This window comes from Ensifer sp. M14, assembly GCF_003355565.1.
In the GTDB taxonomy this organism is placed as follows: Bacteria; Pseudomonadota; Alphaproteobacteria; order Rhizobiales; family Rhizobiaceae; genus Ensifer.
Genome location: NZ_QJNR01000013.1, coordinates 51,087 through 72,379, shown reverse-complemented (window position 1 = coordinate 72,379; position 21,293 = coordinate 51,087). Strand labels below are relative to the sequence as shown.

At 59.4% G+C, this 21,293-nt stretch carries 14 protein-coding genes; 10 read left to right on the top strand and 4 right to left on the bottom strand.

Annotated elements, in window-relative coordinates; genetic code table 11:
* Window positions 1-58 precede the first annotated feature (58 nt).
* The 6 genes from BLJAPNOD_RS28355 to BLJAPNOD_RS28330 all read left to right on the top strand — a co-directional run bounded on the left by BLJAPNOD_RS28355 (window position 59) and on the right by BLJAPNOD_RS28330 (window position 7,067).
* Window positions 59-1,354, top strand: a complete 1,296-nt coding sequence (locus BLJAPNOD_RS28355; protein WP_115422278.1) for an amidohydrolase family protein — start codon at window positions 59-61, stop codon at window positions 1,352-1,354.
* A gap of 102 nt (window positions 1,355-1,456) precedes the next feature.
* A complete protein-coding gene (locus BLJAPNOD_RS28350) occupies window positions 1,457-2,398 on the top strand; it encodes a BMP family protein (protein WP_115422277.1) in 942 nt (313 codons plus the stop codon).
* Window positions 2,399-2,467: 69 nt separating this feature from the next.
* The gene (locus BLJAPNOD_RS28345; protein ID WP_077504503.1) at window positions 2,468-3,562 is read left to right on the top strand and encodes an ABC transporter permease; all 1,095 of its coding nucleotides are present in this window, start codon (window positions 2,468-2,470) and stop codon (window positions 3,560-3,562) included.
* Window positions 3,563-3,640: 78 nt separating this feature from the next.
* A complete protein-coding gene (locus BLJAPNOD_RS28340; protein WP_077504504.1) occupies window positions 3,641-4,573 on the top strand; it encodes an ABC transporter permease in 933 nt (310 codons plus the stop codon).
* Window positions 4,574-4,578: 5 nt separating this feature from the next.
* Window positions 4,579-6,138, top strand: a complete 1,560-nt coding sequence (locus BLJAPNOD_RS28335) for an ABC transporter ATP-binding protein (RefSeq protein WP_115422323.1) — start codon at window positions 4,579-4,581, stop codon at window positions 6,136-6,138.
* 32 nt (window positions 6,139-6,170) lie between these two features.
* The gene (locus tag BLJAPNOD_RS28330; RefSeq protein WP_077504505.1) at window positions 6,171-7,067 is read left to right on the top strand and encodes a LysR family transcriptional regulator; all 897 of its coding nucleotides are present in this window, start codon (window positions 6,171-6,173) and stop codon (window positions 7,065-7,067) included.
* 833 nt (window positions 7,068-7,900) lie between these two features.
* On the opposite strand, the gene BLJAPNOD_RS28320 is transcribed toward BLJAPNOD_RS28330, so the two are convergent.
* Window positions 7,901-12,481, bottom strand: coding sequence for a putative Ig domain-containing protein (locus tag BLJAPNOD_RS28320; protein ID WP_147294602.1), 4,581 nt, complete (start codon window positions 12,479-12,481; stop codon window positions 7,901-7,903).
* Between the two features lie 590 nt (window positions 12,482-13,071).
* Here BLJAPNOD_RS28320 and BLJAPNOD_RS28305 point away from each other — a divergent pair.
* Both BLJAPNOD_RS28305 and BLJAPNOD_RS28300 read left to right on the top strand, forming a co-directional pair.
* On the top strand, window positions 13,072-13,377 hold the full coding sequence (locus tag BLJAPNOD_RS28305) for a hypothetical protein (protein ID WP_115422273.1): 306 nt from the start codon (window positions 13,072-13,074) through the stop codon (window positions 13,375-13,377).
* A 128-nt stretch (window positions 13,378-13,505) separates the two neighbouring features.
* Entirely contained in the window at window positions 13,506-15,221 is a 1,716-nt protein-coding gene (locus BLJAPNOD_RS28300) for a GMC family oxidoreductase (RefSeq protein ID WP_115422272.1), read from the top strand.
* A 141-nt stretch (window positions 15,222-15,362) separates the two neighbouring features.
* Here BLJAPNOD_RS28300 and BLJAPNOD_RS28295 read toward each other — a convergent pair whose 3' ends face one another.
* Window positions 15,363-17,456, bottom strand: a complete 2,094-nt coding sequence (locus BLJAPNOD_RS28295; RefSeq protein ID WP_115422271.1) for a mechanosensitive ion channel family protein — start codon at window positions 17,454-17,456, stop codon at window positions 15,363-15,365.
* Window positions 17,457-17,931: 475 nt separating this feature from the next.
* Between BLJAPNOD_RS28295 and BLJAPNOD_RS28290 the strand changes: the two genes are divergently transcribed.
* On the top strand, window positions 17,932-18,417 hold the full coding sequence (locus BLJAPNOD_RS28290; RefSeq protein WP_115422270.1) for a CYTH domain-containing protein: 486 nt from the start codon (window positions 17,932-17,934) through the stop codon (window positions 18,415-18,417).
* A 344-nt stretch (window positions 18,418-18,761) separates the two neighbouring features.
* Here BLJAPNOD_RS28290 and BLJAPNOD_RS28285 read toward each other — a convergent pair whose 3' ends face one another.
* Together BLJAPNOD_RS28285 and BLJAPNOD_RS35735 are read right to left on the bottom strand one after the other, a co-directional pair.
* Window positions 18,762-19,433, bottom strand: coding sequence for a pentapeptide repeat-containing protein (locus BLJAPNOD_RS28285; RefSeq protein ID WP_244611133.1), 672 nt, complete (start codon window positions 19,431-19,433; stop codon window positions 18,762-18,764).
* Window positions 19,434-19,928: 495 nt separating this feature from the next.
* Window positions 19,929-20,339: a hypothetical protein gene (locus BLJAPNOD_RS35735; protein WP_199566050.1), complete on the bottom strand. Its 411-nt coding sequence runs from the start codon at window positions 20,337-20,339 to the stop codon at window positions 19,929-19,931.
* Between the two features lie 405 nt (window positions 20,340-20,744).
* On the opposite strand from BLJAPNOD_RS35735, the gene BLJAPNOD_RS28275 reads away from it, so the two are divergent.
* Entirely contained in the window at window positions 20,745-21,269 is a 525-nt protein-coding gene (locus BLJAPNOD_RS28275; RefSeq protein ID WP_244611129.1) for a universal stress protein, read from the top strand.
* Window positions 21,270-21,293: the final 24 nt, after the last annotated feature.

Below are 21,293 nucleotides of genomic sequence, written 5' to 3'. Positions count from 1 at the left end.
TTGTTTGAATTAATCGCCCGTGCTTAATCTTCCGCCATGACAAGAAGGTGGGGACGGAATGGCACGTGATAATCCAACGGCGTCGCTCGCAAAACTGACCGGCGGTCAGTCCTTTGCTCTCACGGGCGGAAGCGTCATTCATGACGACGGCTCGCAATCGGTGAGCGACATTGTCGTCGGCGCCGACGGGCGCATCGCCATTGTCGAACCCTTTCTCGACACCGGTTCCTACAGCGCCCATGTGGATATTACAGGCATGCTCGTTTCGCCGGGTTTCGTCGACGCGCACCAGCATCTCGACAAAACGGGGGTGCTGCGCTTTACCCCCAATCCGTCAGGCACGCTCCAGGGCGCCCGCGAAGCGTTCGCGAAATATGCCCGTACCGCCGGCCCTGACGACATTCGCAAGCGCGCAACGCGCACAATCGGGCGATGTCTTTCCCGCGGCACGACCGCAATCCGTAGCCATATCAACGTCGACAAGGATGCCGGCTTCCACGGCATAGAGACGCTGGCCGCCATTCGCGATGCAGAGAAGCACCGCATCACGCTTCAACTGGTCGCCTTCATGACGCCCCATCCCGGCCAGGATTTCGAGTGGCTGGGCAAGAATATCGACGGCGCCGTTGCGCTCGCCGATGCCGTCGGCGGAACGCCCGCCGTTTCCGAGGATCCGCCGCGTTACCTCGACATTTTGTTTTCCGCGGCAGTGAAGTCCGGCAAGCCGATCGACCTGCATCTCGACGAACACCTCGATGCCGGGGTGCATCTTCTCGACGCCGCTCTCGATCGCGTGGAGCGCTTCGGAATGCAGGGGCGCACCGTCTTCAGCCACGTCTCTGTGTTGAGCGCCCTGCCCCGTCGGCAATACCAGCGGATAGCCGAGCGCCTGCACAAACTGAATGTCGGCGTCGTGACGCTGCCTGCTGCAAATCTCTATCTGCAAGGCCGCGACTACGAGGTCCTGCCGCCGCGCGGGTTGACGCGCGTCGCCGAGCTGTATCGTGCCGGCATCACCGTCGCCACGGCCTCGGACAATATCCAGGACCCCTTCGTCCCGACCGGCTCGGGCGACATGCTGGAAATCGCCCGCTGGACGCTACTGGCCGGCCACCTGCGCGGAGACGAGCTCGCCGCTGCGCACAGCATGATCACGACGGCCCCTGCCCGCCTGATGGGCCTTGGAAAGGCCTATGGCCTGAGGCCCGGCGCGCGCGCTGACTTCGTGGTCACCGACTGCATCGATACCGACATGCTGGTTGCCGGCGGACCGGATCGGGCCTTCGTCTTCTCGAACGGGCGCCTGGTCTCGCAGAGCGCCACCGAAAATATCCGCCTGAAGGAGAACGCATAAAAGGGAACGGCTGCTCCGGGGGGATTGGGACTTCAATCTAATGGGAGGAATGAAATGATAACTGAGATTTCACGTCGTTTACTGCTTGCGTCCACTTTCGGAATGGCCCTGACCGGAATGCTCCGCCAGGACCTCGCTCATGCAGAAGACTTCAAAATGGGCCTTCTGGTGCCCGGTAGCGTCTCCGAAGAAGGATGGAACCGGATCGGTTACAACGCGCTTAAAGGCGTGGAGGAGCAGCTTGGCGCCAAGATCAGCTATGTCGAGCTTCAGCAGAACCCGGCTTCCTTCGAGAAGGCGTTTCGTGACTATGCCAGCCAGGGCTACAAGGTCATTCTCGGCCACGGCTTTGAATTCCAGGACGCCGCGCGCGATGTCGCACTCGACTATCCGGACACATTTTTCCTCATTTCGTCGAGCGCGATCCACGAAGGCAACGTCATCGGACTCAACACCGATACAAGCCAGCCCTTCTACCTGATGGGCGTCATCGCTGCAAAAATGGGCGGCAAGGCCGGGCTCGTCGGCGGCATGGAAATCCCGCCGATCCAGCAGGCCTTCACCGGCTTCAAGAACGGCGCAAAAAGCATCAATCCGGACTTTGCGATCAGCGAAGCCTATATCGGCAACTTCACCGATACGATGGCCGCCAAGGAAGCCGCATTGAGCATGATCTCGCAAGGCGCGGACTTTGTCGTACCGAACGCCTCGGGCGCCACTGTCGGCGGCTATCAGGCCATCGCCGAATCCGGGCCGAACGTGCGCTCCTTCTCGATCTTCAGCGACTTCACCGAAGTTGCGCCCAACAACATTCTGGGGCTCTACGTTGCCGACTACGCACAAGGCGTGGTCGAGGTGGTCCGCGCGATCAAGGAAGGCCACCCGCCGGCGGAAAACGTCGTTTTCGGCCTGAAGGATCCCAAGGTCATCTCGTTTACCTTCCGCGACGACGGCCCGGTCACCGTGCCGCAGGACATCCGCGCCGAGGTGAAGGCGATTAGCGACAAGATCGCCGCTGGCGAGATCAAGACCGGCGCAGAGTAGCCGTCTCCATGCTGCGGCAGGTCGTCCGGCCGCAGCCCTCCCGCCTCACACCAACATCCGGACCGACCCATGGCTGAGATAAACCAGGGAGTGCGTGAGACCGTGAATTCTCAAGCAACCCAAGCCTTCTACCGGACGCTCTCGCAATGCGCGATCAGCGCCCTTACACCCATCGCGGCGGTTCTCGTTGCACTAGCTTTCGGCGCAGCCCTCCTCTGGCTCAACGGCTTCGACGGCAGCGACGTCGTCACCGTGATGGTCCTCGGGTCGTTTCAGGACACGCGTTCGGTCGGAGAAATTCTCCTCAAGGCTACGCCCCTTATCCTGATCGGCGCAGGTCTCTGCGTCGCCTTCCGCTGTTCGATCTGGAACATTGGCGCCGAGGGCCAGCTCTATGTCGGAGCAATTGCCGCAACCCTTGTCGGCACGAGCATCGACGGACTTTCCGTCTGGGTGCACGCACCGCTCGTGATGCTGGTCGGTGCGTTGGCGGGTGCCGCCTGGGCCGGGATTGCCGGCTACCTGAAGGTGCGCTTTCAGGCGAGCGAGATCGTCACCACGATCATGCTCAACTACATCGCCCTTATCCTCACGAGCTACCTCGTCACCGGCCCGATGCGCGATGCGAGCGCCGCCTATCCGCAATCGGCAAGGCTGGTGCGTGAAGCCTGGACGCCGCGCCTGGTGACCGACCTGCGGCTTCACATCGGCATCCTTGTCGCGGTGGTTCTGGCCGTTGCGCTCTACATTTTCCTGCGAAGAAGCAGTCGCGGCTTTGCCCTGCGCGTCGTCGGCCTCAACCCGCATGCCGCCCGCTATGCCGGCATGAACGTCGCACGAAACGTGATGATCGCCATCTGCATCAGCGGCGCGATGGCCGGGCTTGCCGGCGCCTTCGAAGTGGCGGGCGTCACCCGCCGGCTCTATCAGAACATCTCCCCCGGTTATGGCTTCGAAGGCATCGCTGTGGCGCTGCTGGCAGGAAACAATCCGTTGGCGGCGATCCTCTCTGGCGGGCTGTTCGCGACGCTTCGCTCCGGTTCGGAAGTCCTGCAGATCAACTCGCAGGTCCCGCAGGTCCTGGTGCTGGTCATCCAGGGCATCGTCATCCTTTCGGTCGTCGCTTTCGCCAAGCTGCGCGACATCCTCAGGATCGTGGCTTGAAAGCATGGAAACTCCCGCGCGGTAAGTGCCGTAGCGGGAAAACAAAATCTTTGGCTACATTCCTAGAGGGTCGAACCCATGGACGACATAATATCTCTCACCTTCCTCGCGACGCTCGTCGGCGCCGCTTGGAGGCTTGCCACCCCCTTGATTTTCGCCTCGATTGGCGAGGTCTTTTCCGAGCGCGCGGGCGTCCTAAACATCGGCCTTGAAGGCACGATGCTCGTCGGCGCATTCTGCGGCTTCGCTGCGGCCTCGGCCACCGGCAACATTCCGCTCGGTCTTTTCGCGGGCGTTGCCGGTGGCATGCTGTTCGGGCTCGTCTTCGCCTTCTTCACGATCACAATCAAGGCGGACCAGATCGTCGTGGGAGCGGCACTCAACCTGCTCGGCATGGGTCTGACAGCCTTCCTGTTCCGCACCTATTACGTTTCGACGGGCAAGGGCATCGAGATTGCCCAGCCGGTCCATATACCTTGGCTGAGGGAGCTACCATTTCTGGGCGAAGCGTTTTTCCGGCAGAACCTCATCGTCTATTCGACGATACTCGTCGCTATCCTTGCCACCCTCGTGCTCTACCGCACCTCCTTCGGCCTGACCCTTCGCGCCGTCGGCGAGCACCCGAAAGCCGTCGACGTCGCCGGCCGCAGCGTCCTTGGCTATCGCTATGCCGCCGTTCTCGTCGGTACCGGGCTTGCGGGCCTGGGAGGCGCGTTCCTGACGCTCGGGCACTCCAACCAGTTTATAGAAGGCATAACGTCCGGCCGCGGCTTCATCGCACTTGCCGTCGTGGTGTTTGCCCGCTGGTCGCCGATCGGGGCATTCTTCGTCTCGCTGCTCTTCGGCCTCTTTTATGCCCTGCAACTCATGCTCCAGGCTCAGGCCTCGATCGTCGTGCCCTATCAGGTACTGCAGGCGCTTCCCTACATCATGACGATCATCACGCTCGTCGTTTTCCGCGGCAAAGGTGCCGCACCTAGCAAACTCGGCCAGCCCTACGAGATGAGGTGATCGACATGTCGACAAGACCGTTCCTACGCCTCGACAACATCCGCAAGCGGTTCGGCTCCATCGTTGCCAGCGACGGCGTGTCGCTCGAAATCGAGGAGGGCGAAGTACACTCGCTGCTCGGCGAAAACGGCGCCGGCAAGAGCGTGCTGATGATCATGATATGCGGCATGGCCCGGCCAGATGAAGGCGATATCGTCTACAAGGGGCAGTTGGTGAGTTTCGCCAGCCCGCGCCACGCGATCCGCCAGCGCATCGGCATGGTGCATCAGCATTTCATGTTGGTGCCGAACCTTACGGTTGCGGAAAACTACATCCTCGGCCAAGGTTCGGCGCTCAGCGTCATCTCCGACGTGGACACGGTCCACCGAAAGATCCGCGAACTTTCCGAGCGCTACGCCCTCAACGTGCGTCCCGATGCAATTGTCGAAGATCTCTCAGTCGGCGAGCAGCAGCGGGTGGAAATCTTGAAGGTGCTGTTTCATGGCATCGACCTACTCATCCTCGACGAGCCGACCGCCGTTCTTACCCCGCAGGAGACCGACCGTCTCCTCTCCCTCATGGGCGATCTCGTGAAGGATGGAAAGACCGTCGTCTTTATCTCGCACAAACTGGACGAGGTGATGCGCGTCAGCAATCGCATCAGCGTCATGCGCGACGGGCGCGTCGTAAACACGGTCAAGTCAGCGGAAACGAATGCGCGGGAGCTCGCCCGCATGATGGTGGGGCGCGACGTTCGCACGGAGCTTCCGCGCGACCCTAAGCCCCCAGGCCGGGTCGTACTCTCGGTGGAAAACCTTGCCTGCCGCGCTGAGACTGGCCTTCCGGCCGTGCGCGGCGTGAGCTTCGATGTGCGCGCCGGGGAAATCGTCGGCATCGCCGGGGTTTCCGGCAATGGCCAGACGGAACTCTCGCTCGCGCTATCCGGCCTGTTGTCCGTCGACACCGGGCGCGTCGCTCTCAACGGACAGGACATAACCGGGCTTGATCCCGCCGCGATCAATGCCAGGAGCTTTTCCCACATACCGGAAGACCGGCACAAACATGGCATCGTGCTTCCGCTGTCGCTCAGCGAAAACAGCATCCTCCAACGCTACGACCAAAAACCCTTCGCGAAGGGCGGCATCCTGAACCGCCGAGCAATTGGCGAGCACACCCGCGATTTGATCAAACGTTTTGGAGTGAAGAGCAGGGACGAAAACCAGGCGATCGGTGCGCTGTCCGGCGGGAACCAGCAAAAACTCGTTGTCGCGCGGGAACTGGCACGCAATCCCGATTTCATCCTCGTCAATCAGCTTACCCGCGGCATCGATATTGGCGCCATGGAGTTTGTAATGGAGGAGATGCTGAGGCAGCGCGACAGCGGCCGCGCCATTCTGCTGATCTCCACGGAGCTCGAGGAGCTGTTTGCAATCTGCGACCGCATCCTCGTGATGTTCCATGGCGAGATCCTTGGCGAACTGCCGCCGGATCGCAACCGCCTTGATGAACTCGGCTTGCTGATGGCGGGCAACAAGGAAACAGCCGGCACTTGTGGGGTAGACAAGAGGAGCCTTGGCAGGCTTTGATAGAGGCACGATAACCAGGAGGCCGCGCGTACATGAACATAACCCTGCGGCAACTCAGGGCCTTCATCGCAGTCGCCGAGCTCGGCCAGTTCAACATCGCCGCCCGCAACCTTCATCTCACCCAGTCTGCGGTGAGCATCCTCATCCGCGACCTGGAAGCGGAGATGGGCGTGCGTCTGTTCGACCGGCATACGCGCATGGTCTCCCTCACTCTTGTCGGCCAGGAATTTCTGCCGCAAGCAGGAAAGATTCTGAAGGACTTGGAACTTGCCGTCGGCGACGTGCGCGACAACGCTATGCTGAAGCGCGGCCAGGTGACGATCGCCGCAGCGATCGTGCTCGCTGCCACCATCGTTCCGCCGATCATTGCGCGTTTCCTGCGCATGTACCCGGAGATCTCCGTCAATATTCGCGACATGCCCGAGGAACAGATCACCCCGGCGCTCAAGCGCCACGAGGTCGACATCGCTGTCGGCACACTCTCCGAGGAGGATCCGGAGATCACCGCGACGGCCTTGATGCGCGACAAGCTGATGCTCGTCTGCCGGGAAGATCATCGGTTTGCAAAACGCAAATCGGTGCGTTGGGCACAACTCGAGGACGAAACCCTGATTACGCTTGCCGCCGCCAATCCACTACGCAACATCGTCGAGCACAATCTTATCCGCGTCGTCCCGAACTATCGACCGAAGTACGAGGTGCGTTTTTCGACGACCGCAATCAGTATGATCGCTGCCGGGATGGGTGTTTCGGTGCTGCCGGAGAATTCCGGACAACTCGCCTCGGCCGTCGGGGTGACCACAATCGATCTCATTGACCCAATCGTCATGCGCGACGTCTCGCTCCTTCAGCGGCGCCATCACAGCCTTTCGCCCGCTGCCGAGCATCTGAAGGCAGCCTTCATTGCCAGCGCTACGAGAGACAATTGAGTGTTTCGACAACTCCCTAGTAGCTCCAGGAGTTTACGCGGAGCAGGGATTCAAACCGTACACCATGCGATCTCTTGAGCAGGCTTCCTGCTTAGAAAGCGGAACTTCCTGCCGCCCACGCCGAACTCGGTGCGGAATACCAATTCGAACGACCCAACGACGGAAAGATCCTAACCGGCGACTTGTCGGAAGCAAGGCCCTCGCCATGGTCGTTCTCACTCCGCTCGGGCTTCAGAATGCTGGTGAACGACAACCTCCAGATCGAAGTAACGGGCGGCTATTTGAGCTTCGGCCAGAAAGATCTCGATGTCTGGGAGGGCAAGCTCCACGTGGCGTGGAGCTTCTGAGATCGTAGAACGGCGCTGACGAAATCAAAATGGGCCCCGCCTCCGATCCTTTCCACCGCCGCCCAGCTCGCACTGGGCTGAGCATCTACGCCAATGACGTTCAGCCAGGCGGCTCTTCGGGATACGCGCCCTGGATGGATTTCTCGGCGCCTTTCCTGAACATACACCGCACCGGCGGCCATTCTCCAGCGACGGAAACGCCGGCGCCTCAATGCGAATTCCTGGACCTGATCTGACCGGCGTCCCGGAGCCGTAAAGCTTTGCATAGTTCCGCCCGTGCGCATCAGCATGGTCACCATATAATGTAAGATCAACATCGGGATAAAATCAAAACCGATCCGCGGCCGGTTTCGCGCGGACCCGATCGATGCGGCTGAGAGAGCATGCGTTTCCTGCCCGCCTTCAACTTCATGTTTCAATTTTCATGGCACGTTGAAAACGGCCGCCGTGATCTTCGCGGCGGCTTTGCTTTTGAAGGTCAAACACTCAGAACTGTTTTGAGGCCGTCGCTCTTCCGCCAACTGATTTCTGTCCATCGCCCTCGATGTTGAAAAGCAGGCTTGCCTCAAGCATCCAGAGATCGGCGGTCTCCAGCGTCAGACCGGCGGTAAGTGAGCCAAACGCTCCCGAACCGTCGAGACCTGAATAACCGCCAGTAACACCAAGTTTCGGTGTCAGCGTCGATCCGTTCTCCACCGTGAAGGATCGGGCGATCTCGGCCCCAAGGCTCACGCGGAACTGTTCCGCGTTGAAACCATCTATGGTGAGTTCGTCGCCCGCCGCGTTGCCTACCGAATAGTCCTCGACCTCCTCGTTGAAGTAGACGGCTCTAAGTTCCGGCGTCAGGACCGTCACCTCATCAAGCTGCCACTCACCCATGAGCGCGGTGTCGATCATCCAGCGCGTCGTATCGAAGCCGCCGTCCCAGAAGGCGGTGTCAATGTCGTTGGCGGAGCCGCCATAAAGAAGGCTCGTATCCCAGAACACACCCTTGCCGATCTCGAAGGAGGCATAGGGACCAGCCAGCCAGCCGTTGCCAGTCAGCTCGGCGTCGGCGTCTGTCGGATCGGTCATCCGGTCGAAGTGGAACGACAGGCCGACCAGCGCCTTCTCCGAAAGCAGGTAGTCAGCTCCCAAGCTGATCATGCCGAAGCTGCCCCATTTTCCGCCGTTCTCCTCCCGATTATGCGCCATCAGCGTGCCGTCTATCCAAATGTTGAACGGTGAGGAATAGCCGCCGGCGACGCCGTCCGCGCTGTCACGCGCCGATTCCATTTGTATAAGGCTGGTCGAGAAGCTGGCGGTCACGCCTTCTTCCGATGGCGTCATGCGGGCGGTGACCGGATTGGTGGCGTTCTTCACCTGTCGGCGATCCAGAAGACCCGGAACCTTGATTGTCGATGAGATCATGCTCTGCCGCGTCCGGACGAAGCCATGCACGAGACCATCAATCGTCTCGGCGACCTTGGCCGGATCGTAGCCGAGCTTGTAGGTCACGGTCCCGCTGTCTGAGGCTCCGAGTGCGCTCGTCAGCGTGAAGCCGACCCGTACCGTGCCGGAGAAGGCTGGGTCCGGGATAAACTTCAGATACCAGCCGAGAGGAGCGGAGCCGCTCGCCTGTGCGAATTCTCCTCTGACGATGCTCGCCGTGCCGGCATTAGCCGGTTCCACGAAAGTCCACTTGGCGTCGGTGAACGGACCGCCAGTGGACCCGTGCACCAGATTGACATTGGCTGGCGTTCCGCCGGCCGCAACGTCGATCGTTTTGTCGGTGACGGTGACGATGCGTTCTTTCACCGTGAGCGTGTAGCTTACCGTTCCGCTCGCACCTGATCCGTCGCGCACCTCGATTTTAAAGCTGTATTGCTTCACTTCTGCGTTTGCATTGAGCGGGCCAGTCAGTTCGCCAGTAGAGGCGTTGAGGACCATGCCCGCCGGCAGTTCGCCCGAGGCGAGACTGTAGGTCAGCGTTCCTGTTCCGCCTGTCGCGGAAATCTGCTGGCTGTAATCCTCGGCTGGCATGGCCTCTGCCAACCTGCCTCCCGCTGGCAGGAAGGAGAACGTCACCACAGGCTTTACTGCCACTGTGTAGCTCTCTGCAGCGCTATTGGGCGGGACAGCGCTGTCGGTTGCCGTGATCGTAAAGCTGTAACTTCCAGCCGTGGTCGTGGTTCCGCTTATCGCACCGGTCGCAGGATCGAGCGTCAATCCGGACGGAAGCGTTCCCGCAGTAACCGCATAGCTGATCGGGGCCGTGCTGCCGGAAGCGCTCGCGGTTATCGACTGGCTATAGGCAGTTTCGGCCCTTCCGGCCGGCAAAGCCCCACCTGCAGGGGAGAAGACGAACGTTGGAGCCGCAACCGTGACAGTGACGGCCGCCGAGGTTGCAGCCGCATTATTGGTATCGCCGGCATATTCGGCGGAAATGGAATGCGGGCCGAGGGTGAGCGCCGAGGTGACAAAGGTCGCCTTGGTACCGATGATCGTACCGGTCCCCAGCGTGGCGGCGCCGTCCCTGAAAGTGACGGTGCCGGTGGGTGATGCACCACCCGCCAGCGTCGCGGTGAAGGTAACCGGCGCACCACGCGCAGGATTGCTGTTAGAAGCCGAGACGGAGATCGTCGGGGTAACCTGTCCGACCGTGACCGTGACAGCCACCGAGGCTGCAGCCGTGTTGTTGCTGTCGCCGGCATATTCGGCGGTAATGGAGTGCGGGCCGAGGGCGAGCGCCGAGGTGACAAAGGTCGCCTCGGTACCGGTGATCGTACCGGTCCCTAGCGTGGCGGCGCCGTCCTTGAAGATGACGGTCCCGGTCGGCGATGCGCCACCCGCCAGCGTGGCGGTGAAGGTAACCGACGAACCGAGCACAGGATTGCTGTCGGAAGCCGAAACGGAAATCGTCGGGACACCGGGCGCCGCGTCATCATTGACAATGGTGCCAATAGCCTGGTGGTCGAGAACCGTAGCACCGGAAACATTCGCGACATTGACGAAGAAGGTTTCGTTGGGTTCGAGGTCCACATCCCCGTTGACGATCACGGTAAACGTGGCGCTGCTGTTGCCGGCGGCAATGCTCTGGCTGGTCGAAGACTTGGCTGCGTAATCGCCTGGGGCGCTCGCCGTACCGTCCGCCGTGGAAACATCGAAGGTCACTCCGCCCGCGCCGGCCGGTTTGTCCAGCGATACGGTGAAGTTGAAATTCGTGGTGCCGGCATTGCCCTCCGACTGGCTGACATCGGCTATCGACAACTGCGGCGCTGGAGTGATCACGATCTCATAATCGGCTGACGAGGCGCCGCCCGCCATACCTGCGGCCCAGACTGTAAAGGTGAAGGTACCGGCCACCGTCGGCGTGCCGGTGATGGCGCCGGTCGACGAATTGATTGACAGCCCAGTCGGTAGGCTGGTGGCGGAATAATACATCGCCCCGCTGCCGCCCGTAGCCGAGATCGAGGTGTCACTGTAGGCCGCGCCGACCTCCCCGGCAGTCAATGTCGTTCCGTCTGCGGGCACAAGAACGACGGCGGGGGCGGCGATGGTGATGTTCACCTGAGTTTGGAAACTATAGGGGCCTGCTGCGCCCGTCGAGCTGTCCGTGACCTTCACAGTGAAGAGGAAGTAGCCGCTCTCGGTCGGCGTTCCTGCGACCGCTCCGGTCGCGGTATTGAAGGTCATGCCGTTTGGCAGCATGGGCGAATACTCGAACGTGTAAGGCCCGGTCCCGCCAGTGGCGACAATTGTTTGCGTGGGGTAGGCAACGCCGAGGGCACCCGCTAGAAGGGTCGTCGGTGAGAGCGAGATGGTCGGCGCGGCGACTGTGAGGGTGTAGTCCTGCGTGCCGGTGCCGCCATTCGCGTCGGTCGCCGTCACCGTAATCGTAGGGAAGCTGCCACCCGCCGTCGGCGTGCCGCTGAGGACTCCTCCGGCCGAAAGGGTCATGCCCGCCGGAAGTGTCCCATTCGTCACTGCGAATGTGTAAGGCCCCGTGCCGCCGGTGGCGGTGAACCACGTCGAGCTGTAGGCCACGCCCACTTTGGGGTTGGGCAGGCTCGCGGGCGTCAGTCTGATCGTTGGCGTTACGGTGTGCACGGTGCCGCCGGTGAAACCCGCGAGCATCGCGTTGCCAGCCCCATCGGCAATGTTCGTGCCACTCTTCGTATCGAGCCGGATTGTGCCAGTTCCGGCAATCCCACTCACCCTTACATTGACCGAAGAGCTGCTCGTGCCCGAGACGCTCGCTATCGTTCCGCTGGCAGTTCCAGTTGTCGAGAGGCTGAAATCATCCGTGCTTACATTGGAAACGGCTTTGGAAAAAGCCACGGCAAACACAACGCTTGTATCCGTTGGCTGAGCTCCGACGACGGGGGTCGTGGAATTCACGACTGGCCGGACGCCATCGACCAGAACGCCCGCCGTCGACCCCACACTGTTCAGGACGAGATTGGCAACGTTGCCCGAGGCGTCGATCGTCCCTCCGTTGAGTTGCAGTGACCCAAGGGAAATCCCGTTAGCATCCAGATCGCCTTCAGCTATCGTGTAGCGAAAAGTGAGTGTCGTGCCCCCGCTGCCGGAAGAATAGTCGGCGTTGCGAGACTGCGAGCCAATCGTCAGGCCGAGTTGGGGCGTCCCTGTGACCGTAACGGCGCTGCTGAATGTAACGCTGAAGTCGAGGTTTTGACCGATTGCATAGATGCCGTTAGCCGGAACGGCGACGCTGGCGACAGTCGGATTAGATGCGAATGCTTGCGTGGTCATGGCAGACATGGATGCAAGAACCAGAAGGGGCAGCAAGAGCAATCGAAGCAAAGCGCGGCCCGCCAAGGCCTTCCCGTTCAGACAAGGAGAATGCTCGGAAAGACCAACTCTACCGCTAAAGCCGACCAACGAAGGCGTAGCGAGCGTCGACTGAAGAAACTTGATTGCGTTGCGTACATTCTCACGGACGCCTATCAATGACTGAAAAATCTTGGCTATACTCATATAATTGTGTCCTGCCCCAGCGATGACACTTATTAATAGATAGCGCCACCGTCTTCCCCCGCCTGTCGTGCCGTTCTTTGCTTTCAAGGCCCCAAGATCGACCGAACCTCTCTTGCAGGATTTTCTTTCTCAAAGAAAGCGAGAAACACCCGTCCACGTTGAAAAAATGAGATCGCAATCGATCGCAGATAGCCTTGCGCGACGTCGGGTTTCCTTCATGGACGCGCGTCACTTCGGCAGAATTGTTTTGTGGGTCTATTGGAACCTGATACGCGCGACGGATTTCGTCGACGGTCCTTCAAGGGAAGGGTCGATACGATCGTCTGTACACATGGATCGGACGGCGGTTGCAAAGCCGAAACGACAGTTCGCAATCTCTCGGTTGGCGAGGATGATCATGGCACTCGAACACCGGATGCCTGGCGCAGCCAAGGTCATCGACCTTTAGTATAACCACCTCTAGCCTAAGTATATTCCTAATGCGTAAAGTACTAATTTAGCCCCACCCGATCAAGACATCATGGGCATGAACGCCCACGAATTCGAACTCCCCTCGCAGCCAGAAAACGCTGAGCCCATTTGAACCTTCTCGGTCATTGATGCGGATCAATGTCGGCTTCAAGCGATTATCGTAGCGTTCTTTCGACTTGGTATCATCGAAGCAAGGGAGCATATCCATGTCTCAAGTTAAGACCTATCCGTCGATGGCCTATGTTCCAACAGACTGGTTTTGCATGGACGGCTTGAAGACCTTTGTTTCCGTCGCACGTCTTCAGGCGGACGCTCTGACGACCATCTTCGAATCTCAGATCTATGCACTAAACCAGCTTTCGCTCCTTTGGGACGCACCTCTTTCTGAGCTTGTCGAGGAACTCTATCTCACATCAAGCCCTGTGCCTGGCGAAAGGGGATGCGAGGGCTTTCCTATGCCGGCGGAGGGCGACGAAGGCACTGCACTGGACCTTCAGCGCCTGTCTTGTTGAGCTCGCGGCGACGAAAGGCCGGTACGGAACGAGTGGCGGTCAATCGGTGATTGACAATTTCTGACCGCTCCAAGGCAGTCTTCGATGCCATAAGGACGCATCCCTTTTCGTGAAGAAAATTTGCTTAAATGAGAATTGTGCGGCTTTCGGAGTTCGACGACAATTCAACCATCATGGCCGATATGGTCATCGTCGGGGCTGGCCCGGTAGGGTTGACGATAGCGGAGCACTGTTGCCGGCAGGGCAGACGGGTCATTCTCGTCGAAAGTGGGCTTGAAACCGAAAATCCTGAGCATTCAGCGCTCAACGAGGTGGAGAACGTCGGCGAACTCCAACAAGAAGCACAGATCCGCAAGAGGGTGGAATTTCACGGTTCGCAAGCCAAGTTCTGGTCACCTAACGTGCAACCCTTTGGCGTACGATGCCGAGCGCTCGGGGGTTCCACGCATGCATGGGCAGGAAAATCGGCCCCGTTTGATGCGCTAGACTTTCAGGCCCGAAGCTGGGTTCCCCATTCGGGTTGGCCCGTCGATCGTGAACACATCGTGCCCTACCTGCATCGCGCCATGAAAGTCCTGAACCTCAGTCCAAAGGCACCGCCGGAATGCTTTGACACCGGAGGACTACGCTCATTTTACTGGCAATTTGCTCGCTCGCGCGTCGATCGCCTCGATGTCATGCGGTTCGGACCAGAATTCCTGGGGCGGCAACCGGCCGATATTGACGTTCTCCTCGACGCGACAGTGACAAACATCGGGCTGAATAGCGATGTGTCTCGGTTTTCTCATATCGACGTCGTCAGCATCGGCGGCAAGCACGCGCGCATTGAGGCGGAAATTTGCGTGCTGGCTGCCGGCGGAATTGAGAATGCCCGATTGTTGCTAGCGTCCACCGAGGTCCTTTCAAAAGGGGTAGGCAACCACAACGATGTCGTCGGGCGATATCTGATGGACCACGTTGAGGCACGTGTGGGGCGGTTCCCGACCGATCAAATGGCACGGCTCACGAAGCTATTCGGGTTTTATGGTGTTCACCATGAAAAACGGGCGCACATGTTTGCCCACGGCCTTGCCTTAACCGATGGCGCGCAGGAACGGGAACAGGTCTTGAATGCGGCCGTCTTCTTTTCGACCGAACGTGCGCCGGACGACCCATGGGTTGCCTTGAAGAAACTGTTGCGTTCGCGCAGCGACGATATCGGACGTGATATTCTTTCCGTCGCCGCCGGTTCTGGCTTCATCGCCAGGGGGATCGGGATGAAGATCCTTTCTGACCGTCGTACGCCCAAGGTCTTCAAGGACCTTGTGGTCAACGCTGCAATCGCTCTTTCGCCCAATCTCGTAGCCGATGAGTTCCAGTCCCAAGGTCTGCCACGCAAACTGACTGGTTTGCGCATGGAGGCGATCTGCGAGCAGGCGCCAAATCCGGCAAGCCGGATCAGTCTCAGCGACCGGAAGGACAAGTTCGGCGTACCGATTGCCAAGATCGATTGGCGGATCGGTGATCTCGAGCGCAAGACATTGCTCAGGACCGCTGAACTGTCCCATCAAGCCCTTGCCCAAGCAGGGCTTGCGACCCCAAGTCTGGAATCCTGGGTCACAGAGCGACGAACACAGGATCTCGTCATCATTGACATGGCGCATACACTCGGAACGACGCGCATGTCGACAAACCCGAGAACGGGTGTTGTTGACGTCAACTGCAAAGTCCATGGCATCAACAACTTGTACGTCGCCGGCGGCTCGGTGTTTCCAACCAGCGGCCACGCCAATCCAACGTTGATGATCCTTTCACTTGCCATTCGATTGGCCGATCATTTGAACCTGGAGCTTGCGCGAGGGTAAGTCATGCCCTCTTTCCCAGCGGCAGGAAACGCACGCCGGTGTCGTAACCAAACCAGATTTGTACGGCGCTAAACTTGCCAACAGCGGTTCGCGAAAGCAGATCGCAATCAGCGCCGAGACCGGGGAGGTCCATCAACTGTCTCAGGCCGCAGCATCCCCTTCCGCCAGCAATGCAGCCTGAGCCTTCTTGGCCTCCTGCTGGAGTTGATGGGCAGCGGCCGCGTTGTCACCGCTCCCCTCCACATGAACGGTGGGGACGGCAATCTTGATACCGTTTTCGTCGAATGACTTCTTGATCATGACGAAGGCACGCCTTCTGATGGCGAACTGCACTCCGGGCTTGGTCATGAGCTTGAGCCTCAGAACGATTGCAAAGTCGCCGAAGCTGTCCACCCCCTGCATCTTCAGCGGCTGCAGTGTGTCCGCGGCGAATTCTGGATCAGCGGCAAGGTCCTGACCGATCTTCTTGATGAGTTTCCGCGCCAATTCAATATCGGAGTCATAGGTCACATTAATCGTCATCTTGTCGATCACCCAGTCACGGCTCAGGTTCTGGATTGCTCCGAGCTCCCCGAACGGAACCGTGAAGATGGGACCACGATGGTGCCTGAGCCGGACGGACCGCAGGCTGAATGATTCCACTGTTCCCTTGTAACTGCCGCTCTGGATGTATTCGCCGACACGGAACGCATCATCGAGCATGTAGAACACGCCGCTTAAGATGTCCTTCACCAAGGTTTGCGAGCCAAACCCGATTGCGACGCCGAAGATGCCGGCCCCCGCAATCAACGGCGCGATCTGGACGCCGAGCCCAGACAGGATCGTCAACACCGCGATTGCACCGATGAAAACCGCCAAAGTGTTGCGGAAAATAGGCAGGAGCGTTCGCAACCTGCCGCTTCGCGCCAGCTCATCCGTGGTCGTTCCCGAATGTTCGGCAAGATCCATTCGATAGGCAATCAGCGCCTTGGATGCTTGCCAGAGCAAGTCGGCAAACAGCAAGACAACAATGGCATTCAGTATGCCATTGACTATCAGCCCGCCGATCTGGCTGCCGACCAGCGCTGCAGAGCTGTAGCGCCAGGCATAGGCTAACCAGGCAACGGCCGCAGCGATAACGAGGGCGCGGGCACCCCTGACGATCGTCACACTGAGCACAATACCCAGGGCACCGCCCAGTCGCACCTTGTCGGCGACGACTTGAGCAATTCGTCCTGCGCCGCGGGTTGCCGCTGGAAGAACCAACGAATAGATGCCGACGAACAGCAAGCCAATCAGTCCACCGACCCATGCAAGCCACAACGCAAGCAAATAGAGGGTGAGGAGCGCACGGACGATCGGAGTCCTTTCAGACCCCGGACGGCGCCAGACAATTTCAATTGCAACACCAAGGACCCCCAGCCCGAACGCCAACGCTGCAAGCCTCGTCACATCCGCTGAAAAGTCCACGGACCGCATGACGCTTACGGCGGCCCAGCCGAACAACGAGAAACCGGCGATCAGACCGATCCGTCGAAGCCAGTATCGCCCTGCAACATCGCCAGGACCTACCCCCTCCGACTGATCCAACGGCACACTGCCAGCCCCGCCGAACGCAATCGAAAAGCGCGCCGCAGCATAGACAAACCGGTATGCGATCACTGCCACGAGCATCGTCAACACGACCTTGCGCAGCAATGGTGGCCATTCGAACGCGAGGAACGATCCAACGCTCGCCAGCGAAAACATCGAAAGCGCGATGGCTTGCGAGGCCATGGTCTGTTGTAGGCCTTCTCTCTCGGTTGGTACCCGCCGAAGGGCCAGCCTGACCAGCCACTCCACGCCACATCCGATGGCAAGGACAACTGCCAGTATCCCGATGACGAGACCGGGTTTGCCCGAATTCACGTCTTTGGTCACCACGCCCACAGCGCGATTGAGCTCAACCGGCACGCGGCGGGCAGCCCCTGCCAGTGCTTCGATCCGGGCGTCGACTGTGGCTTCCCAGTCCAACAGGGCATCGGAAAGATGCGAATCCGTTGGTGTGACTGGAACGGCGCTCTTGCCTTCCAAATACGCCTTGACATCTGGGGTATTCGCCAGCTCGATGAACTGACGCACCTTTTCGGAAGGCGGGCCGCCAGGAGCGGTTGTTTGCGCGCCCGATACGCCCTGCAGCGTCAGGAGCAGGAAGGTTGCGAACGGCAAAGTCCGCAGAACGGGCACCCGCGCAATTCGGCTCAATAAATTGAACATGTTTCGGCTTCGCCTATCTTGGCGCCTTCCTTCAACAGGCTTTGGTTGCCGTCGCGTACGTCCAGGACTGTGTTCGTGACGACATGACCTGTGATCGACGCTTTCCGTCAGGCATGACTTCGCAGTTCACCGCCATGACCAGAGGCACCTCACAGACGATAGAGCTAATTTAGCGATCCGCGTTGATCCGCATCAAATCGGCATTTAAGCGGCAGCGCGCAACGGATGAGATCCGATGTTGCAGTGAATTGGGGCATGGCGTGTCGCCAATCGTCACCAGTCGCTGCAGAAGCTTGTTCCTGATCAAAGTCCGACCTCGATCGTTGCCTTACACTGGTATCGGTCCAAGAGGCCCCGTGAAAAATCGTCATGGACAGTCGTCTTACTGCGCGTCGGCAAATTCCGAGATCGGGATTGCGATGGAATTGGCAGCGCACCGTTTCGGACGATGTTTCCGTTTACGTGAGGAGGTGACATGACAGCTGAGATCGAGCGGAAATTCAAGGTATCGAACGATCGTTGGCGCCAACACGCTTCCGTCGGGACCGAACTGCGCCAAGCCTACATCATGGCGTCGAAGGACCGCATCCTGCGCGTCAGGACCATTGATGCACATCGTGCAGTACTCACCGTCAAGATCCGCATCGGTCGCCTGCAACGGGACGAATACGAATATGAAATCCCCTACCTGGATGCGATCGAGATGTTTGCGCGTGCTCTCGGAAAGATAATCGAAAAGACCCGCTATGAAGTCGAGTTTGGTGGGCATCTCTGGGAGGTAGATGTCTATTCCGGCGAACACCGTGGCCTTGTGACTGCGGAAGTTGAGCTGGCGAACTGTGACGATGTCCCCCCGCAGCCTACGTGGATCGGACCTGAAATAACTGGGAACCAACTCTATTCGAACAGAGCGATGGCAATGAGGCGTGCAACGGCAAGCCTCTGTGCTGGCGTGAACTGATAACAACCGTCTGTGCGGCCGGCGCATCGGCAGAGGCCCTGGAGGATCGCCGCATAACCGAGCATTATCGGGAATGTGTCCGCCATATTGATCCCATTCTGGCCGCCCCGCGAACGAAGGTTCAGCGCCGGTTGAGACCACGAGACTGACGGAATGACGCGTGCCGCGGTGTGATTGACGACCACCCGACCACTGCATCGCTTGCGGACGCAGTGGGCTAACGCGCAGTTGTATAGCCTCTGACGCCGCATTGCGCTCGACCAACGCCCATTTTACCTCATTGGTGACCAAGACCGCGCGAACGCCAAGGCGGATGGCGAGTGGCGGGAGACGCTACAATTGGTCTAGTCGAACATACACGGCCAGCTTTTCGGGGCAGAAATCCCGCGCGGTAGTTTTGTGGCCGCGTCCCCGCATGCTGCATCAATTTGCGATTGCCGTAACCCTGTGGCGGCTGAGATATCGACACCCTCCAACCTCGTTAGAAATAGGATGGCTTGATCAAGTTCAATCGAACCCGCGAATGAAGCACCGCTGAAGTCGGCCCGCGACAGATTAGCGAGCGTAAATCGGACGTCTTTCAGTTTCGCACCGACGAACTTGGCCCGTCCGAGCTCCGCCTTCTCGAAATTGGCTTTCTTTAGCCGCGCTCGGCCGAAGTCCGCACGTTGCAATTCGGCGCCGGCAAAGCTGACGGCCTGGGCGGAAAACGCAACGAAATTGGCCCTGTGTGCCTCTATACGCGTGAACGCTGCGTTGTCGGCATTTGCCCCGGCAAGAGACGCGCGCACTAGCTTTGCCTTTTCAAAATTGGCGAAGTTAAGATGGGATTCGCGCAGATCGGTCATGGAGAAATCCGCGCCAAATAGGTTGGCGCCTTCCAGATTGGCGCCCGCGAGCATAAGCCGGCTCTTATCGCAGCTGCTCCAGTTCAGCCCGGGCGCCGGCCAGCTTTTACAGTGTGCAGCATGCGCGGAACCGTTGAAGGCGAGGACCAGGCACCACACCAAAGTCAGGCAAAGTGAATTTGTGACTGCCTCGTTGGCATGGTCAGTCCGACTGGGTCTGAAGCGTAAAGTCATCAAGGGGCCTCGTACCATGTCTCATTCGAAATCTTGCCGGGCGGGTTTGGCAAAGTTTGTACCGATTGATACGGTCGGTCAGGCGTGTTCCATTTGAGGGACTCCTGCCCGTTTAAGAGCACGGGCGTAGAGCCCCCTGAAATTGACGCTGATCCACGGTACCGCTCGACCAAGCCAAATCCGCTATTGTCTCCTTGACGTAAGCGGGCAACCGGGGGGCTTAAGCGGCCACTGCTGCGGAGAACGACTTTGTCCCCGCGTTCGAACATCGTGCCGACGGCAAGCCCACGAGGTCGGCCGGGCACTGCGCCATCCCGTCACACACCGACATGCGCCTTTCGCCCCGTCGCAGAAGCACAAGAAAGATTACCGGGTGCCGAAGCGGGCAAAAGCGATCAATGGCGTCGACTGACCGCAAGTCCTTCTCCGTCAAGCGGCGGGATGATGGAGGCGAGTATGGCTGGCTGTGTTGGCGGCTCTTCTCTCCTTGCGTTGCGACGACGGTTTGCTCTTGGCGCGTTTATGCCCACTTGCGGCGCCCAGCTCCCTGAGCCGTTGCGCAATAGCGAGGGCAGAGATCGTCTGCAGGATATTGCTATCGTCCACCTTGGGGTCTGAGAATGCGAGCATGGATGCCCGGATGATCTTACCGCTTGCGGCCTTAGGGCAGCGCTCAACCGTAAAATCGTAGAGCTCGCTACCCGAGAGCCCCTCGGTTGCCCCTGCCAGGATCACTTCATACATCCGCCTGCGTTTCTTACCCATCACAATGTCCTCCGGGTTTGGTCGGTGATCTTGTTTAGTGGACAACATCCAGAGGAGATTTGCATTGATGCGCATCAACGATGCGCTTCGGATTTGGCCAGTTCCACACGGCGAAACTTGAAACGTCGATGGTCAAGTTGAGAACGAACATCGGCAACGCCCTGAACAGCGTAAGCGGCTTCAACCTTACGAGCGACAAGGACCTCAAACCTGAGATTGGACATGCTGGCGGCTGATAGTGCCGACTTCGGTTGATGACAACAATGAGGCCAACGTCCTTGGCATCAAGGTTGCCGATGCCAAATCGACGTGACATTCTCGGCGGAATGAGACCACCGCAGTCGCGCTGTCATCCATTATCCGTGGCCTTAGCCTTCGCTGCTCACGTCATATCCGGCATTGAAGCTCGCGCGGAGCATTTTTGACCGGCATCAATGGATTCCGCTTAAGTTGTGGGAGACTTGCTGAAACGGAGGGACGATGATGGTCAAACACGTTCTCGTTGCAACAGACGGCTCCGAAACGGCTTGGAAAGCCGTGGAGATGGCCACCAATATCGCAAGGGCTTGCGGGGCTCGCGTCACAATCCTTCACGTCATAGTAAACGGTTTGAGGGCCGAGGAAGCAAGCCAACTTGCACGAGCCGAGCATTTTGTGCGACGTGTGTCGCCGATTACGATGCCTGGGCAAGAGCGGGCTCTCTTCTCGATGGGCGCTCTATTGCAAAATTCGCAAGGCGACATTGGCAAGGCGATGTCGGCGCTCGGCGAACGCATTGTCGAGGATGCGGCCGAACATGCACGAACTCTTGGCGTCGACGACGTGCACACGCGGATCGAACCCGGGGACTATTCCGGGACCATTCTCGCCGTGTCGGATGAGATTGGTGCGGACATGATTGTCGTCGGAAGCCGTGGGCTTGGAAGATTGGCCGGCATGCTGCTTGGAAGCGTCTCAATGAAGGTTGCGCAACAGGCGACTTGCTCGGTCATGATAGTGCGGTGAACGCACCCGCTGGCGTGAAATGAG

Coding starts and splice junctions, on each gene's coding strand:
- BLJAPNOD_RS28355 (WP_115422278.1), top strand. CDS start 59: ATGGCACGTGATAATCCAACGGCGTCGCTCGCAAAACTGACCGGCGGT.
- BLJAPNOD_RS28350 (WP_115422277.1), top strand. CDS start 1,457: ATGGCCCTGACCGGAATGCTCCGCCAGGACCTCGCTCATGCAGAAGAC.
- BLJAPNOD_RS28345 (WP_077504503.1), top strand. CDS start 2,468: ATGGCTGAGATAAACCAGGGAGTGCGTGAGACCGTGAATTCTCAAGCA.
- BLJAPNOD_RS28340 (WP_077504504.1), top strand. CDS start 3,641: ATGGACGACATAATATCTCTCACCTTCCTCGCGACGCTCGTCGGCGCC.
- BLJAPNOD_RS28335 (WP_115422323.1), top strand. CDS start 4,579: ATGTCGACAAGACCGTTCCTACGCCTCGACAACATCCGCAAGCGGTTC.
- BLJAPNOD_RS28330 (WP_077504505.1), top strand. CDS start 6,171: ATGAACATAACCCTGCGGCAACTCAGGGCCTTCATCGCAGTCGCCGAG.
- BLJAPNOD_RS28305 (WP_115422273.1), top strand. CDS start 13,072: ATGTCTCAAGTTAAGACCTATCCGTCGATGGCCTATGTTCCAACAGAC.
- BLJAPNOD_RS28300 (WP_115422272.1), top strand. CDS start 13,506: ATGAGAATTGTGCGGCTTTCGGAGTTCGACGACAATTCAACCATCATG.
- BLJAPNOD_RS28295 (WP_115422271.1), bottom strand. CDS start 17,456: ATGTTCAATTTATTGAGCCGAATTGCGCGGGTGCCCGTTCTGCGGACT.
- BLJAPNOD_RS28290 (WP_115422270.1), top strand. CDS start 17,932: ATGACAGCTGAGATCGAGCGGAAATTCAAGGTATCGAACGATCGTTGG.
- BLJAPNOD_RS35735 (WP_199566050.1), bottom strand. CDS start 20,339: ATGCGCATCAATGCAAATCTCCTCTGGATGTTGTCCACTAAACAAGAT.
- BLJAPNOD_RS28275 (WP_244611129.1), top strand. CDS start 20,745: ATGATGGTCAAACACGTTCTCGTTGCAACAGACGGCTCCGAAACGGCT.